The sequence below is a fragment of the Ethanoligenens sp. genome, assembly GCF_047718355.1.
Classification (GTDB): domain Bacteria; phylum Bacillota; class Clostridia; order Oscillospirales; family Ethanoligenentaceae; genus Ethanoligenens.
In genome coordinates, this window is sequence record NZ_JBDNLG010000061.1 from 1 (window position 1) to 17,535 (window position 17,535).

General features: G+C 47.8%; 19 protein-coding genes. 6 read left to right on the forward strand and 13 right to left on the reverse strand.

Annotation, left to right across the window (positions count from 1 at the left end; genetic code table 11):
- From ABF463_RS09780 to ABF463_RS09805, 6 genes are all read left to right on the forward strand, one after another.
- A partial coding sequence (locus ABF463_RS09780) for a hypothetical protein (RefSeq protein ID WP_415533435.1) occupies positions 1-193 on the forward strand: 193 nt, incomplete at its 5' end.
- A complete protein-coding gene (locus tag ABF463_RS09785) occupies positions 190-327 on the forward strand; it encodes a cyclic lactone autoinducer peptide (protein WP_415533436.1) in 138 nt (45 codons plus the stop codon). The genes ABF463_RS09780 and ABF463_RS09785, both read left to right, overlap by 4 nt.
- A gap of 320 nt (positions 328-647) precedes the next feature.
- Positions 648-2,168, forward strand: coding sequence for a recombinase family protein (locus ABF463_RS09790; protein ID WP_415533437.1), 1,521 nt, complete (start codon positions 648-650; stop codon positions 2,166-2,168).
- Positions 2,169-2,345: 177 nt separating this feature from the next.
- Positions 2,346-2,987, forward strand: coding sequence for a hypothetical protein (locus tag ABF463_RS09795; RefSeq protein ID WP_415533438.1), 642 nt, complete (start codon positions 2,346-2,348; stop codon positions 2,985-2,987).
- A gap of 181 nt (positions 2,988-3,168) precedes the next feature.
- Complete coding sequence (locus ABF463_RS09800; RefSeq protein WP_415533439.1) at positions 3,169-3,558, forward strand: zinc ribbon domain-containing protein; 390 nt, start codon at positions 3,169-3,171, stop codon at positions 3,556-3,558.
- 24 nt (positions 3,559-3,582) lie between these two features.
- Entirely contained in the window at positions 3,583-4,128 is a 546-nt protein-coding gene (locus tag ABF463_RS09805) for a hypothetical protein (protein WP_415533440.1), read from the forward strand.
- Positions 4,129-4,220: 92 nt separating this feature from the next.
- On the opposite strand, the gene ABF463_RS09810 is transcribed toward ABF463_RS09805, so the two are convergent.
- From ABF463_RS09810 to ABF463_RS09870, 13 genes are all read right to left on the reverse strand, one after another.
- The gene (locus ABF463_RS09810; RefSeq protein ID WP_415533441.1) at positions 4,221-5,240 is read right to left on the reverse strand and encodes an NAD(P)H-dependent glycerol-3-phosphate dehydrogenase; all 1,020 of its coding nucleotides are present in this window, start codon (positions 5,238-5,240) and stop codon (positions 4,221-4,223) included.
- A gap of 21 nt (positions 5,241-5,261) precedes the next feature.
- Complete coding sequence (gene plsY / locus ABF463_RS09815; protein ID WP_415533442.1) at positions 5,262-5,915, reverse strand: glycerol-3-phosphate 1-O-acyltransferase PlsY; 654 nt, start codon at positions 5,913-5,915, stop codon at positions 5,262-5,264.
- A 58-nt stretch (positions 5,916-5,973) separates the two neighbouring features.
- Entirely contained in the window at positions 5,974-7,299 is a 1,326-nt protein-coding gene (gene der / locus ABF463_RS09820; RefSeq protein ID WP_415533443.1) for a ribosome biogenesis GTPase Der, read from the reverse strand.
- A gap of 1 nt (position 7,300) precedes the next feature.
- Entirely contained in the window at positions 7,301-8,611 is a 1,311-nt protein-coding gene (locus tag ABF463_RS09825) for a DUF512 domain-containing protein (protein WP_415533444.1), read from the reverse strand.
- 77 nt (positions 8,612-8,688) lie between these two features.
- Entirely contained in the window at positions 8,689-8,871 is a 183-nt protein-coding gene (gene rpmF / locus ABF463_RS09830) for a 50S ribosomal protein L32 (protein ID WP_415533445.1), read from the reverse strand.
- Positions 8,872-8,965: 94 nt separating this feature from the next.
- Positions 8,966-9,457 carry a YceD family protein gene (locus ABF463_RS09835; RefSeq protein WP_415533446.1) on the reverse strand — a complete coding sequence of 164 codons (492 nt, stop codon included), beginning with the start codon at positions 9,455-9,457 and terminating at the stop codon, positions 8,966-8,968.
- Positions 9,458-9,805: 348 nt separating this feature from the next.
- The gene (locus ABF463_RS09840; RefSeq protein WP_415533447.1) at positions 9,806-10,228 is read right to left on the reverse strand and encodes a hypothetical protein; all 423 of its coding nucleotides are present in this window, start codon (positions 10,226-10,228) and stop codon (positions 9,806-9,808) included.
- 45 nt (positions 10,229-10,273) lie between these two features.
- A complete protein-coding gene (locus tag ABF463_RS09845; RefSeq protein WP_415533448.1) occupies positions 10,274-11,614 on the reverse strand; it encodes a glucose-6-phosphate isomerase in 1,341 nt (446 codons plus the stop codon).
- 275 nt (positions 11,615-11,889) lie between these two features.
- Positions 11,890-13,140, reverse strand: coding sequence for a D-alanyl-D-alanine carboxypeptidase family protein (locus tag ABF463_RS09850; protein WP_415533449.1), 1,251 nt, complete (start codon positions 13,138-13,140; stop codon positions 11,890-11,892).
- 236 nt (positions 13,141-13,376) lie between these two features.
- Positions 13,377-14,549, reverse strand: a complete 1,173-nt coding sequence (locus ABF463_RS09855; RefSeq protein ID WP_415533450.1) for an NAD(P)-dependent malic enzyme — start codon at positions 14,547-14,549, stop codon at positions 13,377-13,379.
- A 5-nt stretch (positions 14,550-14,554) separates the two neighbouring features.
- A complete protein-coding gene (locus tag ABF463_RS09860; protein ID WP_415533451.1) occupies positions 14,555-15,160 on the reverse strand; it encodes a Fe-S-containing hydro-lyase in 606 nt (201 codons plus the stop codon).
- A 19-nt stretch (positions 15,161-15,179) separates the two neighbouring features.
- Positions 15,180-16,025 carry a fumarate hydratase gene (locus tag ABF463_RS09865; RefSeq protein WP_415533452.1) on the reverse strand — a complete coding sequence of 282 codons (846 nt, stop codon included), beginning with the start codon at positions 16,023-16,025 and terminating at the stop codon, positions 15,180-15,182.
- 71 nt (positions 16,026-16,096) lie between these two features.
- Positions 16,097-17,404 (reverse strand): amidohydrolase, encoded by a 1,308-nt coding sequence (locus tag ABF463_RS09870; RefSeq protein ID WP_415533453.1) that lies wholly within the window; start codon positions 17,402-17,404, stop codon positions 16,097-16,099.
- Positions 17,405-17,535 lie beyond the last annotated feature (131 nt).

The window sequence follows — 17,535 nt, forward strand, 5'->3', positions numbered from 1 at the left end:
TCCTTTGACTAATAAGCAAGTCTTGAAAAACAAGAAAATTTCAAGATCAATTATAACAATTCAATGTACCGCAATTATTTGTGGCGGAATTCTGTTAGATAGATTTGTATTGCTATTTTATGTTGCTGCCACTACTACATTTGTAGTTGCAATATTATTGTATTTTGGACGACAGAAAGGAAATGTTAAATGAAAAAAGAACTATTGAAAACAATAGCCACTGTTGCTGAAAAAGTGGCGAAATTTGGTGCAGGTTCTGTTTCCGGAGGCCTTTCTTATCAGCCTGTTACTCCAAAAGCCCTGCAGGAAAAGGATTCCGGCAAATAAGTACGCTCTTCAAAATTGTCATATTTCTCTATTTTACCCCATTTCAGATGCGACTGCCATCTATCTGAAATGGGGTTCTTTTTGTAATTGTTAAACATACACATGCATAGATATGTCCCAAAAGCCATAAGAAATGAGAGAATAGACTGAAAAATGCCAAGGATGACGCCCTCGTGGAAACGCGGAACAACCCATGCATATTGAATTGGGGCTGGGATTCTGGGTAAAAAACACCATCTATAAATTGCGAACTTTATCTTACTCTATCTGTCATTTTGTGCGCCTTGCTTCCAGTACGTTATAAGACAAAGGGGACTCAGATGCAGGAATCCAATCCGTTTTTTCTTCACGTTGCCATGTACCTACGCAAGAGCCGTGCCGAAGAAGGTGAAGACACAGAAATTGTTCTCGCCCGACACAAGGCTCAGCTGACAAAATACGCTGTTGAGCACCATGTTAATGTTGTGCGTATTTATGATGAGGTAGTCAGTGGCGATAGCCTTTTTGCCCGTCCGCGCATGGTGGAATTACTGCATGATATAGAGGGCGGCAAATATACCGGCATCCTCTGCATGGACATTGACCGTCTGGGACGCGGAAACATGAAGGAGCAGGGTTTAATCCTTGAAACACTGAAAGACAGTGAAACGGTCATAATTACGCCCGATAAAGTGTACGATCTGAACAACGAACTGGATGAAACACAAAGTGAATTCAAAACCTTCATGGCGCGGCAAGAGCTCAAAATTATTAAAAAGCGCTTAAATCGTGGTATTCATATGACACTTGAAAAAGGCGGATATGTGTCCAACGTGCCATTTGGGTATATTCGCGTCTACAAAGATAAAATTCCGACCCTGGCCCCAGACCCAAAAGAATCTGAATATGTCAAGCTAATATTCAAATGGTACGTTGCCGGCGATGGTTGTCCGGAAATCTGCCATAAACTAACAGCCATGGGGATAAAGGCACCGCGCGGCAACGATTTTAGTAGGAATACCGTTCGAAAAATCATTATGAATCCCACCTATATTGGTAAGATCGTATGGGGTCAGAAAAAACACATTCGGCCCAAGAAGTTGGGGGATAAAAATAAAATAATCTATCTCCCACGGGAACAGTGGCTGATGTTTGATGGCTTGCATCCCGCTATCATTGACGAGAACATTTACAATGAGGCCAACATGATCCTATCCGGTCGGTATCACCCACCATATCGTGAGCCAAATAAAATCATGAATCCGCTCTCTGGCATCCTTATCTGCCGTCAATGCGGCCATGCAATGACTAGACGCCCATACGGAAAACGAAAATATCAGACCGACCATATCCTCTGCCCAACAACAGGCTGCGTAAAATCCTCCCGTGCGGATTATGTGGAGCAGTCATTTATGCACGAACTTGAGTTAAAATTACAGCAACTTGAAATTGCACAAACCGCTCAAGATTTCGACTCAGATATCTCACAGACGCACACCATTCTCGAAAACATGAAATCAGAGTATTCCAAACTCACCAAACAGCGCAAACGCCTATACGATCTGCTTGAACAAGAGATTTATACCATATCCGTTTTTAATGAACGAGAAAAGCTGCTTTCTATGCATATCGAGGGTCTTTTCAAGGATATACAAACCACGGAAATGGAGCTCACATCCAAGTGTAGTCGCGCCAAAATTTTAATTCCGCAGATTCGCTATGTCTTGCAAGTCTATTGGGATTCCACACCCGATATAAAAAATCAATTGCTAAAAAAGGTCGTATCTCGGGCATATTATTTTAAAACCAAGGATGCTTCCCCCAAGGATTTTTCCATCGAAATAGAACTGCGTAGGGAATAATGTGCATGCTCGGTTCTGTAAAGACGCATGTGGTCTGTGTCTCCCTATATCCTATAGCCTGCTTATTCTTATGACAAAGATTGCTTCGAAGACCTACGGGTCTACTTTCCCGACGAAGCGCAGGAAGCCGTAAACAATGCTGCGACTGTAAAAGGTCGCTGCGCGGAGTTGTGCCGCGTGTTTCTGGATGTGGAACCGGTGCAGTTCAACCGAGGTTTCTACTCGGTGGACATCACATTTATTTTTCGGGTAACGGTGGAACTTTATAAAACACCTAATTGCCGCTCTGGCGGTAAATCCGAAGTGGTAACCGGCTTCGCGAGTTTCAACAAAAAAGTCATCCTGTTTGGTAGCGAAGGTAACATCAAAATCTTTAGCTCCGATTACGAACAGGGTAGCGACGACGACCAAAACCGTCCCACCAGCAACACGCCGCGCGCCATTTGCGAGGCTGTTGACCCCATCTTTCTCGCGGCCAGATTGGTAGACCGCGACTGCACTGCGGAAAATGGCACGGATGTTCCCGAAATCTTTGCGGACAACATAGAAGGCAGCATGGGTTGTGTTTTACCAACCCGAGTCGTGCTGGTCACACTGGGCCTGTTCTCCATCATCAAATTGGAGCGCAACGTGCAGCTGTTGATTCCTGCTTATGACTTTTGTGTGCCGGATAAAGAATGCACTACATCTTCTCCCGGCGATCCCTGTGAGCTTTTCCAAAGCCTGCATTTCCCTGTGGATGAATTTTTCCCGCCCCGGTTTTCCGACCTGGAAGCCGGGCAGCCGGATTGCAACTGCGGTAAGCGCGAAAACAGATAAGCGGTTTAACACTTACATGCAAAATAAGAGAACCTGTCGAACAGATGACAGGTTCTCTTATTTATTTTGGTATATAAGCAATAGCCGCAACGTTGTTTCGCTTCCTTGACGGAATCCTCCGGTTGCTGTAAACTATATAGAGATTTTAGTGATTGTCCATTGCTCAGTACGGAGGGATTGCATGAACCGTTGTCCTCACTGTGGCGCCGCCACACAGCCTTACCAAAATTTTTGCACAACATGTGGGTTGGATTTACGCGCAGCGGCAGCAGAATGCTCATACACATCCAAATCGGAAGTGATTCCGACGTTGTCGTTTTCTCCTGCTCCTAATACGTCGTCTCCCGCTATTCCTTTTTTCGTCTGGAGCTTAATTTTATTTTTCTTTCTAAATCCATTAGGCGCTCCGCTTGCTGTTGTAGCCTCACTTTATGCCGCACACGCACACGCAGGGGCAGAGAAGAAACAAAATCTGCATATGGCGCGGTTGCTATGCATCCTTTCCACGATCATCACTGGAGGAACTTTGCTGATTTTGATTATAGGGCTTGTCACACGTTTGTCTTCCTGATTTTTTGAAAGCAGGTTATTAAAAATGAAATCCGCCCGTGTTTACCATTTGGTGGGAACTGCAATCCTTTCCGCCTTGCTTTTAGCGATCCTTATGGTCAATTTCAGCAATTTTTTTCCCGCACTGAAAAGAAACGCACTTTCTCCCTCAAACCGTGCAGATACGCCAATCAATATCCCGCAAAATATCAATTTTTTAAATGACGACAAGCAGGCATTTTTAAATATGTGCAATGCTCTTTATGGAAGCAAGCTGCCGCTTTCTGTTGATTCAAATTCTTTCTTATACGAAGGTGCTGTGGATGGTTACCACTTGTACCGTATGCAAGCCAACTTGATTGAAACCGAACCTGCGCGGCAATACGTTGTTTTAGGTAAGTATCTTTTTGAAAGTGATCGCCTTTACCGCCCCTCCCCCACCGGGTTGTATTTGGTAAAGGATAATCTGGTCTATACGCTTGAAGAAGCATATACCACCCAACTGGTGGACTTTTCGAATTTGTATCGTTTGTATAAGCAGAAAGATCCAATAGGCAGCACACAGTCCACTGTTTCTTCTGGCAATCGTTAGATCGCACGACCCTGACTGTGCAAAAAACCCCATATGATGCCAACCAGTCTTTGGCACCATATGGGGTTTCTCAGTGGAATGACTCCTTTGCGTTACCAAACCGCACCTTTGAGCCAGACATCTTCAATCTCATGCTTTTTTTGTCGTTGCATCAAATCAGAGATCGCTGTAAGTGGGTCCTTCTGCTCATAAAGCACTCGATAACATTCCGTCACAATCGGCATATCTACGGCGTTGCGTTCAGCCAATACATAGACAGTATGCGCAGCTGTATATCCTTCTACCGTCATGCCAACTTTCTCAACGGCTTCTTTTGCGGTCATCCCCTGTGCGATATAGATACCCGCTCTACGGTTGCGGCTGTGCTCGCTCGCACAGGTCACGATCAAATCTCCGATACCCGCCAGACCCGCAAAGGTAGGAGCACTGCCGCCAAGGCGCACACCCAGCCGCGCCATTTCCGTGATCCCTCGCGTCATCAGCGCAGCCTTGGGGTTGTCCCCCAGATGCAGACCGTCACAAATGCCCGCCGCCAACGCGATTACATTCTTTGTGGCCCCGCCGATTTCTACTCCAACGATATCGGGATTGACGTAAATACGGAAAACCGGATTCATAAACGCATCCTGCACCGCGATGGCAGCTTCCTTCCATTGTGACGCGGCCACCACGGTTGTAGGAACACCACGGGAGACCTCCTCGGCGTGGGATGGCCCCGATAATGTCACAACTTTTGCATTTGGCAATTCGTCGGCAATCACCTCAGACGGACGCTTTAACGAGATTTCCTCAAACCCTTTGGCGACATTGACAACAACCGCGCCGTCTTTCAGCACATCACAAAGGCGGCGAGCTGTCTCCCGCACTGCAAAGGACGGAACTGCCAAAATGGTGAAATCGGCAGTAGAAGCAACTGTATCTGCATTGGAATAAGCCAACTCTGAAGGTAAAAGGGCACCGGGGAGCAGCTTCCTGTTTTGTCCATCACGTTGAAGCCGCTCCAGTGTGGAGGCGTGCGCAGACCAAAGAGTGACTGCATGGCCTGCTTTCGTCAGCATAATTGCCAAAGCCGTCCCCCAGCCGCCCGCACCGTATACAGCAATACGCGCCATAACTGTTTCCCCCTTGCGTTGTCACTTTTTCCCGCCGATTCGAGGCTCTGTTCCATTGCGCAATCTCTGAATGTTGGCACGGTGTTTATAGATCAAAATACCCGCCACCACTACGGCGCAAAGCGTATCCAACCATACAAAGCGCTGATTCCGTATGCTGGCAATCACATACGTAGAAAACGGCACCGAAATAGCCGCAACGATACTGGAAAGAGACACAATATGTGTACACGCAAAAACGATGGCAAAGATGATAACGGCCAACACAAATATGCGCCAGTCGACCATGAGAACAAGCGCAGCCGTCGAGGCCACCGCTTTTCCTCCCCGGAAGCCAAAGAATATTGGATAAATATGACCTAATATGCAAAACACCCCGGCAAGATACGGAATAAGCATGGTATCCAGAATCGCACCGCCAAATAAAACCAAGATAAACTGTGCGAGCAGCGTTGCTGCCACGCATTTTAAAAAATCACCTGCAAATGTTAAAAAAGCAGGAATTTTTCCAGCTGCACGAAGCACATTCGTTGCTCCTGCATTTCCGCTCCCTTGATTTCGAACATCTACCCCAGTGAATAGGCGCGTGAAAATAATGGAGAAACTAACGCTGCCAATCAAATAGGCGGCAATGGCGACCAGAAAAAGCGGAAGCAATATTTCCGGTGTTGTCAAGCAAATTCCTCCTCCAATTTTGAAAAACAGACCACTATGAGCAGCGGTGTATTCCTCTTTATGTTTTTTCTCTATCCCTCTCACGTACAATAAACCGAATAGGTGTGCCTTCCAACTTAAATGTCTCGCGAATGCGGTTTTCAAGGTAGCGCTGATATGAAAAATGGAAAAGAGCCGCGCGATTAACAAACACCACAAAAGTAGGCGGACAAGCCGACGGCTGTGTCATATACAGGATCTTTAGACGCTTCCCCTTGTCTGTAGGCGGTTGCACACGGGCCACTGCATCTGCCAGCACGTCGTTAAGTTGGCCTGTCGGAATACGCTTCTCATACGCAGCGCGCACCTGCTGCACCATTTCAAACAATTTAGAAACATTTTTGCCCGTTTTGGCGGAGAGGAACAGCATTGGTGCGTATGCCATAAAGCTAAAATCCTGTTCCAATTTTCGGCGGTACTCATCCATGGTTTTTTCAGATTTAACAATCAGATCCCATTTGTTGACGACAATAATTGATGCTTTTCCTTGCTCATGGGCATACCCGGCAATTTTCGAATCTTGTTCTGTAAAGCCCGTAGTAGCGTCAATCAGCATCACGCAGACATCCGCACGCTCCACCGCAGAAAAAGCACGCATTACACTATAACGCTCGACGGATTCCTTCACTTTACTGTGGCGGCGGATACCCGCGGTGTCTACAAATATAAATGTTCCATATTCGTTCTCTATGCGGGAATCAACCGCATCACGCGTCGTGCCGGGAATATCAGACACCAGCATCCGTGCTTCACCTGCGATTTGGTTAATCAATGAAGATTTCCCCGCGTTTGGTTTCCCAATCACAGCGACACGCACAGCGTCTTTGTCTTCTTCATCAGTTGCTTGTGGTAACAATTCGACCACATGGTCAAGCATGTCACCTGTGCCATGCCCGTGCACAGAAGAAACAGGAAAAGGATCGCCAAGGCCCAGATTGTAAAATTCATAGACGTCAGCAGGCATATCTCCCACCGTATCCGCCTTGTTCACACAGAGCACCACCGGGCGGTGACTACGGCGCAGCATGTCGGCAATCTCGTTGTCCTGCGCGGTCAAGCCGCTGCGCAGATCTGTTACAAAGATGATAACATCCGCCGTCTCAATGGCCAATTTTGCCTGCTCGCGGATACCGGACAGAAAAATATCATCCGAATGCATTTCAATACCGCCGGTGTCTGCAAGCAAAAATGTATGCCCGCACCATTCGCAAGGGGCATAAATCCGGTCGCGCGTCACGCCCGGCGTATCTTCCACAATGGAGATCCGCCTACCCGCCAGTTTATTGAAAAGCGTAGATTTGCCCACATTTGGCCTGCCTACGATCGCTACGATTGGTCTGCCCATCTCACTCTCCCGTCAACGCATCCAGAACGGCGTATCCGTCGTTCTCTACTACTCTCACTTTTACCCCCAGTGCACATTGCACATCCGCGAGAGAAAGGCCATCCAAAAACAGATCTCCCTCTGCGCGGAGCATCCCGCCAGGCAAAAGCAATTCGTCACAATTTAAGTTCCCTTTGAGCTGCGCCACAAGATCACCGCCTGTAATCAGCCCCGCAACAGTGATCTCTTCGCCAAAAAAGGTGTTTTTTATTGCCCGGACATCACAGGACAGTCCGGGAATGTGCGCCAAAGCATTGTGTGCCATATCATTGAGGTACGTATACGCTGCTACACCCGTTGCCATTGTCACACGACGAGGTGCAGCAAGCGCCTGCCCTTCATAAGCGCTCAAGGCCTTGTAAAACTGCGTAGTCAAGAGTGAGACCATGCCCACACCATTTTCCAATTGCGGAAAATCTTCATAAAACGAGACATCTGGAAAAGGAACCTTAGCTTTAATATAAAACTCATCCGATGCAAATGCAAGCCTTGTACCATTTTTTTCGAAAAAAGAATTTCCAAACTGCTCTATTTGTGTAACAACCGCCTGGGCCTCCGCAGAATAAAAAGAACGCAACGGATACAATCCTTCCCGATACCGGGAGATGCCAACAGGCACTGCTGATACACTTTGCACGGATGGGAAAAGCGCGCCAAGCTCGTTCAGAGAACGCGTCAATTCTTCGCCATCATTCAGTCCGGGGCAAAGAACAAGCTGACAATTGAGTTTAGTGCCCGCTTCAGCCAGCTGATACAAAAAGCGAAGTGCCTCCCCTGCTTTGGGGTTACCCATCATGCGGGAACGTAAATCCGGATTGGTGGTGTGTACCGACACATTGATTGGACTGATATGCATCTCTATGATGCGATCTACATCCTGCTGTGTCAAATTAGTCAGTGTGATGTAGTTCCCCATCAAAAAAGACAGTCTCGCATCATCATCTTTAAAATACAGTGTTTTCCGTAACCCTTTGGGAAGTTGGTCAATAAAACAAAAAACGCAGTGGTTTTTACACCCCCGCTTCTTGTCCATTAAATATGTCTCAAAGGAAAGCCCCAAATCCTCGTAAGATTCCTTGCGGACTTGAATTTTACGCACTTGATTGTTTTCATCCGCGACTTCAAGCAGCAGAAGCTCATCGGTCATATAAAATTGGTAGTCAAGCACATCCCGAATTGAATGCGCGCCAATGCGTAAGAGGATTTCTCCGCACCGCAGGCCCGCCTGATGCGCCGGACTACCCGGCTCGACGCCGGTAATTCGCGCGCCCATGGTTTCCTCCAACCCTAACCCGACTGAAAAATGGGGAGGGACATATCCGCCGGATAAATCCCTCCCCATTCATGGACTCAGGCTTCTTTTTTCAAGATTTCCTTGCCGTTGTAATAACCGCAATGTCCACAGACCCGGTGAGGCATCTTCAGCTCGCCGCACTGCGGGCACTTGACCAGCTCCGGGGCCACCAATTTCCACACACTCGAGCGACGTTTGTCACGTCTTGCCCGCGAAACTTTTCTTTTTGGTACTGCCATGATTGATTTCCTCCCTAACGGGCACAGCCCATATCACAAACTTAAATGAAGCCATGGAATCATATCCACACGGCCTGCATAGAAATGCCACACATTATTGCAGAAATTTCCGCAATTTCAAAAAAGCTGGGTGACCTTCCGGTTTACAGGCACAAGGTCCCTCATTGAGATTTTTCCCACAATTTGGGCAAAGTCCCTTGCAATCCGGCCGGCACAACTCTTTCATTGGCAAAGATAACAACAAATTTGTTTTCGCCAATGCGTCCATATCCAATGTTTGCTCAGCGCAAACCAGCAGTTCATCACTGTCATCCCCCTGAGATTCTGTTACCAGAACATTCTCAAATACCACCTGCATAGGCTGATGGATAGGAGACAGGCAGCGGTCGCACCGTACATGACGCACGGCCTGCACAGTCGCATGAAGCATCACCACGCCGGCACGGTTCTCGATACGGCCAGTTACATGCACTGGATCGGAAAATGGGAACCCGCCGCCTGGCACTTCTTCATCTGAGAGATTCATCTCATACGCAATCGCAATCGGCGAGCCTCCCGCAAATATGTCTTTCAGATTAACCAACATTATATTTCTCCATCACGGAATCCAAAAAACAATTGCAAAAGCCTTCGTCATCTATGTGCCCCAATCCTTTGGATTCTATAGGACATTTGAAGAACCACAGACAGACGACGATGCGGATAAGCCGCCTATCTAGTATAGGCAATCAGCCAATAGATGTCAAGCCTTTATATGAAAATATCTTGAAAAAACCAAAACACTTCGTTTATTGTCCAATTTTCGCTTGTTTTTCGGCGTTTACGCTTTCTATCGCGCATACACTTCGCACATAGTCGTCTCAAAATAAAAAAGCAAAAGCACCGCTTTATACCGCAGTGCTTTTGCTGGAAAAAATCGGAAAATATTCGTCAATCAAGTTAAATTTGTAACGATGAATTGGGTTATATTTGCCGGAAATTCACTGGCGTCGCGCGAAAGTGTCATGACGATTTCAATTTCCTGCTTTTTGGCCAGATGATCGACTTTGTCAATAAATCCCGTGACCAAGGCGGGATTATCTCCCACAATTTTAACGACAGAATCCACATAAATGTGTTTCATATCATAATCAGAAGCAGCGATGCCGGCCAAAAAACCGTAAAAAGCATCCGCTCCGTCAATCTCGTAATCATCAGTATTGAACAGACGGACGTCGTGCGGAAGATCATAGGTAAGCGCAGTGCCTTTTTCAATAAAGGCAACCTTCCCGCTCGTCTGAGCGACTGCCACTTTTGCCAGTCCCATGATTTTTTTGGTTTTTCCGGTACCTTTGCTTCCCGCAATCAACTGCAACATCGTTTGTTCCTCCAAAATTTTAAAAGTCCAATTTGTGTGTGTCAGTCAGCGACCAAGACGTGCTTCCAGCACCGCTTTTTCACTCTCATATCCCGGTTTGCCGAGCAAGGCAAACATGTTTTTCTTATAGCTTTCCACGCCGGGCTGATCAAATGGATTGATTCCCACTAAATATCCCGACATGGCACATGCGTTCCAGAAGAAATAGATTAGGTAGCCAATTTCATGTGCATCAATTTTTGGCACTTCCAACACGACGTTGGGAACATTGCCGTCCGTATGTGCCAGCACGGTGCCCTCAAAGGCACGGTCATTCACATAGTCCAGCGTTTTGCCTGCCAGAAAATTCAACCCGTCGATATCTTCGTCTAATTTGTCGATGGTGAGCGAAGTTTTGGCTTGCCCGAAATGTACGACAGTTTCGAACATCGTGCGGCTGCCCTGCTGGATAAACTGCCCCAAAGAATGCAGGTCGGTAGAAAAAATGGCTGAGGCCGGATAAAGACCCTTGTTGTCTTTTCCTTCGCTTTCACCAAACAACTGTTTCCACCATTCGTTCATCATAGCAAAGGCAGGCTCGTAACTAACAAGGATCTCAATATCACGGCCTCTGCGTGCAAGGATATTACGCGCAACAGCATATTTGTAGCTGTCATTTTTAGCGATGTCATCAGATGCCAAATCGTCCTGCGCGGCTTTTGCGCCGGCCATCAACTCATCAATATCCACGCCGGAGGCAGCGATGGGTAACAGACCTACAGCACTCAACACCGAATAGCGGCCACCGATATCATCCGGAACCACGAAAGTCTCGTAGCCCTCTTCGGTGGCCAGCTTTTTGAGCGTACCTTTTGCCTTATCTGTTGTAACGTAAATGCGGCCTTTCGAGCCGTCTTTTCCATACTTCTTTTCGAGCAGCGCACGGAAAACACGAAACGCGATGGACGGTTCGGTCGTGGTGCCGGATTTGGAAATAATGTTGACCGAAACATCTTTTCCTTCGCAAAGGGCAAGCACTTCATTCAGATAACCGGAGTTAATGTTGTTGCCCACAAAATAGATATCAGGCGTATCTTTTTTCAGACTATTGTAGAATGGGGAGTGCATCAGTTCGATAACCGCACGTGAGCCGAGATAAGAGCCACCGATTCCAATTACGATGAAAACTTGCGTGTCTTTTTTAATCTTTTGAGCGGCGGCTTTAATACGGGCAAATTCTTCACGGTCATATTTTTCGGGCAATTCAATCCATCCACGGAAATCGCTGCCGAGACCAGTTCCCTCGCGCAATACCTTGTGCAAGGCAGTCACCTGCGGCTGCAACGCATCATATTCGTGTGCGTTGATAAAAGGAGCTAAGTATTTTCCATTAAACGTAACAGACATTTGTATCTATCCTCCATGCTATAAGGCTCCCAATCAGAGAGCATAATTATGGTTGAATGCTTGATACAAGCACTTCAATCGCCATCCTATGTTTGAAACAGGCTTTCCATCAATTGGAGCCCGTTTCTCACTATTTACGATACGTTTTTCGTGGTCGCTAAGATGCCTTCCGCTTCTGGTAAGAAGGTATATCCCTTTTCATTTTACTTGAAAGCGTTGCCTATTGCAAGCCAAAATGGGGAAAAACACTACTTTTATCTGTAAACTTCATAATATTATTGGGAAATTGCCGAGAAAATACGGCCGAACGCGCCGCCAAATGTCAGTTTTCCCACATCCTGTTTGGCACGCAGCGGGACGTTCCCCGCGTTCTGCCCGTCTATCCAGAACGTAACTTGCCCAAGCACCTGCCCCTTGACTACCGGTGCCATCACGTTTGGCGCTACGCTCACTTTTTGTTGAATACTCCCCTCTTTTCCTTTTTCGATTACAACGGAAGGACTGCCATCCGCCACAGCCTCTACTTTTTCCGAAGCGCCATGCAAGACATTCACATACAATGGTTTGGAAAGCTTTTTAGGTGTGACACGCGACCAGTTAGCAAATCCATAATCCAATAGTGCACTGGCAGACGTAAACCGATCTTGCAGCGCCGGGCAGTTCATCACCACGGCAATGAGCTGCATACCGTCGCGCATAGCAGTACCGGACAGGCAATATCCCGCTTTTCCAGTTGAACCGGTCTTAAGGCCGTTTGCACCTTGATAAAACCGGATGAGCCGGTTGGTATTAAACAGCGCCGTCTTGCCGCCGCGCAGCGAATCCATCCAGATGGTGGTATAGTTGAATATTTCTTGGTGCTTGAGCAGTTCCCGCGACATGAGCATAACGTCATAAGCCGACGTGAGGTTATTGTCCGCATCCAAACCGGTTGCGTTGACGAAATTGGTATCGTTCATACCCAGCTGTTTGGCTTTTTGGTTCATGAGATTAACAAATGCGGGATCAGAGCCGGCTACCTTTTCACCCAAAGCTACAGCGGCGTCATTGGCGGAATTGACAACCATTGCTTTGAACAAATCCTGTACACTCATCACTTCCCCGGGCTCCAGCCAAATATCCGACCCACCCATAGAGGAGGCATGCGCACTGACACTGATTTTATCCGTAAAGTGCAGTTTCCCGCTCTCAATGGCCTCCAGCACCAACAATTCTGTCATGATTTTGGAAATACTTGCGGGATACATTTTTTCATGCGGATTATTTTCATATAAAATACGACCGGTGGACTGTTCCGCCAAGACGGCCGATTTTGCGGTGGTTGTAACCACGGGCTGCGCTGCCCCGGAACCCTGTGCTCCATTTTGCGCACCACTGCTATTTCCTTGTGTAGCTGTTGAACTAATCGCACTACTTGCGGTACCGGATGCACTGCCCGCCGCATCTGCCCCATCCACGCGCATACCAAATATCAACAGGGCGGCCACAGACAATATCGCCCCTGCCCTCTGTTTCCACTTATTCATTGTTCAAGCCTCCCGCAGATTCAACATAGGATGTTGTAATATATGCGAAAGCATAGGGTGGTCATGCACAAGAATACGGAACAGCCTCTTTCTTTTCTGTAAATATCACTTTTTGCGCAGCAAGTACCATTTCCACCTATGTACAAACCGGTGCAAAAAGGAGAAACACAGAGGCTTTAACCCGCTGTGTTTCTCCTTTTCATCCCGATTTTATTCTATTTGAGAAAGCTATTGATTTACAACCGTGCGACTCCGGTATCACGAGCAGCCTGCACAATCGCTTTGGCAACGGCTTCGCCGACACGCGGGTCAAAAGCGCTGGGGAGAATATATTCCTCTGAAAGCTCGCTTCCGTCCACAAGCCCCGCAATGGCGTAGGATGCGGCGACTTTCATCGGTTCATTGATCTCTTTTGCGCGGCAGTCAAGCGCTCCGCGGAAGATACCTGGGAAAGCAAGCACGTTATTGATCTGGTTAGGGAAATCAGAACGACCGGTACCAACGATCTTTGCCCCCGCTTTTTTTGCAAGATCAGGCATAATCTCAGGCGTGGGATTCGCCATAGCAAATACGATCGGGTCCTCCGCCATAGAGTGAACCATTTCTTCCGTCACGATATTGGGCGCTGATACGCCGATGAACAGGTCTGCTCCCTGCATCGCATCGGCCAGTAATCCCCGTTTCTGTCCCCTATTCGTCATCTTTGCCATTACTTTCTGCTCCGGGTTCAGTTCGTCCATCCCTTTGCAGATGATGCCAAAACGATCCACCATCATCAAATTTTTCACGCCCAGATTCAGTAAGTGCTTTGCAATGGCAATCCCGGCAGAACCGGCGCCATTGACCACAATTTTTACCGATTCAATGTGTTTATGCACCGCTTTCAGCGCATTTAGCACTGCCGCAGCAACGACGATTGCCGTACCGTGTTGGTCATCGTGGAACACAGGGATATCGCATATTTCTTTCAACCGCCGCTCCACTTCAAAACAACGTGGAGCGGAAATATCTTCGAGGTTGATACCCCCAAAGCTGCCGGAAATCAGGTAAACAGTCCGCACAATTTCATCCACATCTTTGCTGCGGATGCATATCGGGAACGCGTCCACATCTGCGAATTCTTTGAAAAGTGCCGCCTTTCCTTCCATTACCGGCATCCCCGCTTCCGGACCGATATCTCCCAAGCCGAGGACTGCCGTTCCATCCGTCACCACCGCCACCAGATTGCTGCGGCGGGTGAGTTCAAAAGATTTCTCCACGTTTTTATGAATTTCCATACACGGTTCTGCCACACCCGGTGTATAAGCCAAGGACAGTTCCTCTCTGGAATGCACAGATACCCTGGAAGTTACTTCGATTTTTCCTTTCCATTCATAATGCTTTTTCAGCGATTCCTGCCTGATATCCATCGTGTTCACCTTTCTGCTTGCCGTTCATCTTCCGCAGGCACTCGCTGCCTTTCATTTTTTCTGTATTTTATCGTTCCCGTCTCATAGAGATTGTTTCCTGCCGCGTCGATCACCACAGTGGCCGGAAAATCAACCACTGTCATCTTCTGCAATGCTTCTGTTCCCAAATCGTCATAGGCAATCATCTCAACGGACTGGATGCTCTTAGCAATCAAAGCCGCCGCCCCACCTGTAGCCGCAAAGTACACACATGTATTCTTTTTCATGGAATCAATCACAGCTTGAGTTCGCAGTCCTTTACCGATCATCCCCTTCAATCCGATATCCAGTAAAGCAGGGGTATAGGCATCCATGCGATAACTGCTGGTTGGTCCGGCAGATCCGCAGACATGTCCCGGGCTGGCGGGCGCAGGGCCAACATAATAAATGATTTGTCCTTTCAAGTTTACAGGCAATTCCTTGCCCTCTTTCAGAAGTTGGAACAAGCGTTTATGTGCAGCGTCACGGGCGGTAAATACCGTTCCGGAAATGAGAACAGTATCTCCAGATTTCAGATTCTCAATCACCCCGTCCGTCAAGGGCGTATGTATTTTCTTGATTTGGCAGTCCACTATTGTACACCCTCTTGATTCATATTTCGCCCTTTGCGTGACGGGCGGCATGACAACACATGTTGACAACCACCGGCAGAGAGGCGAGATGAGCCGGAAGCCAATCGATATTGACGGCCAATGCAGTGGTAGTGCCACCCAGCCCACCGGGTCCTATCCCTAACTGATTGATATCGTTCAATAGCTCTATTTCCAGTTGTGCATAGCGAGGATCAGCGTTATGCTCTCCGATCCCCCTAAGCGTAGCCTTTTTGGCAGTCTTAGCAGCCATCTCAATGGTCGAACCGATTCCTACTCCGATAATGACGGGAGGGCAAGGGTTTGGTCCTGCTTTTTGAACCGTCTCAATAATGAAATCACGGACGCCTTTTTCACCGTCGGAAGGCGACAGCATTTTCAATCCGCTCATATTTTCACTGCCAAATCCTTTTGGAGACACCTCAATTTCGATTTTGTCACCGGGCACGATCTCCACATGAATGACAGCGGGAGTATTGTCACCGGTGTTTTTTCTGCTGAACACCGGATCTGTCACAATTGATTTTCTCAAATATCCCTGAGCGTACGCCTCCCGCACGCCTTGATGAATTGCCTCGTTGAAATCGCCGTCTACGACATGGACTTCCTGTCCCAACTTTACAAAGAGAATCGACATCCCCGTATCCTGACAAATAGCTACTTTTTCGTTCGCCGCGATTTCATCATTGCTGATAATCTGTTGCAAAACAGCCTTGCCGGTCGGAGATTCCTCTTTTTCCAATCCTGTTTTGAGGGCGGTGAGTATGTCTGCGCTTATACAATAATTCGCCTGTAAAAACAGGTCTTTTACCGTTGCGCAAATGGTTTCTGCATTAATTTCCCGCATGAACTGGTCCACCTTTTTGTTTCATTGCTTCAATGTGTCTGCCGATTGGAGTCGAAAGTCACGCGCTTTTTTTATTTAAACGCTCCATCCATATAGGCAAGATATTCATGTTTAGTTAACTGGGGTTTAAATTTCTCCCGTATTTCTTCCAGCTCCGCAGCATTGTTTTTTAAGAGTGCATACGCTGTCAATGCCATAACCTTTGCCGCAAGCCGACAAGATTTGGGCAAGTCTGTCACTCGGAAATCCGGCCCATGCAAGGTGCCGGTGCAGCCACCGGTGGTAAATCCCAAAACCGGCATCAACTGCGATAAGTCGCCCACATCAGTGGAAAGCGGGTTGTGTCCGGATGGGTCCGCTTTTTCAAATGAGGCAACGTTGTCAAGCGCTTCCGCCGCCTCTCTTAGCGGTCGTTGCGGCGGTTGCGCAACAACAGGCAAATATCCGGGGATATCTTTAATTTCCACTTTTGCGCCAAGTGCGTAGGCTGCGCCGCGAAACGCACGATCCACCTTTTCTGCCGCATCCTTAATTGCATGAATGGTTTTGGCTCGTACCATCGTTTCCACTACCACTTCCTCCGGTACCACGTTGACTGCCCCGCCTCCCTTTTCCACGATTCCATGGACACGCACACGGTCTTCGTCGCGGAATGTCTCCCGCTGATATGCTACCGCCGAAAGCCCCAGCGCAGCGGCATTCAGCGCATTGATGCCCTTTTCCGGTGCTGCCGCCGCATGAGATGCCTTGCCGAGAATACGAATGTTCTTGGTCACATATCCGTTAGAAGAATTGCAGCCAATCAGCACATCGGCATGGCTGGGTGCGTAATGCACATGATGCACGATGACCGCGTCAATGCGGTCAAATTCCCCGATGCGAATCAGTTCGCCTTTTCCAGTAATATAGCGGATACGCCCCTGCGCAATAAGCTTATCCCGTATATCCGCATCGACATGCTCTTCTGCAGGCACGGCCCAAAATGCCACATTTGCACCAAGCGCATCGAATACTTCAGGGTCAGACAGTGCAATTGCCGAACCCAAAAGCGCAGCCAATTGGATATGATGCCCACAGGCATGTGCGATGCCGTTAATTGGATTGACATCGGGGTGATTTTCACAACGCACACCGTCAAGTTCGCCAATAAGTGCGACTGTGCGCTTATGCCGCCCACCGAGCGTCGCTTTTACCCCAGTAACAGCAAGTCCTTCTTCCGTTGGCAATCCCAGAGCATCAAAAAAGGCACGCACTTTTCCAGCCGTTCGATATTCCTGATATCCCGTTTCGCCATTTCGATAGATATCCAGTGCAAACTCAGCGATGCGTGCACTGTTTCGGTCAATGCAGTCCAGAATTTTCTTTTGAATCGCATCCAAGTCCTCCACCGCCCTTCAGGTTTCTGAATGTGAGTAGATGATTGCTGCTTTATCCAGCGCAACCTGTCTAAGTTGTCCACTATACTGGAAATCGCTATCTGTAAAAAATCGCATCAAGATTCTGTTTGTAT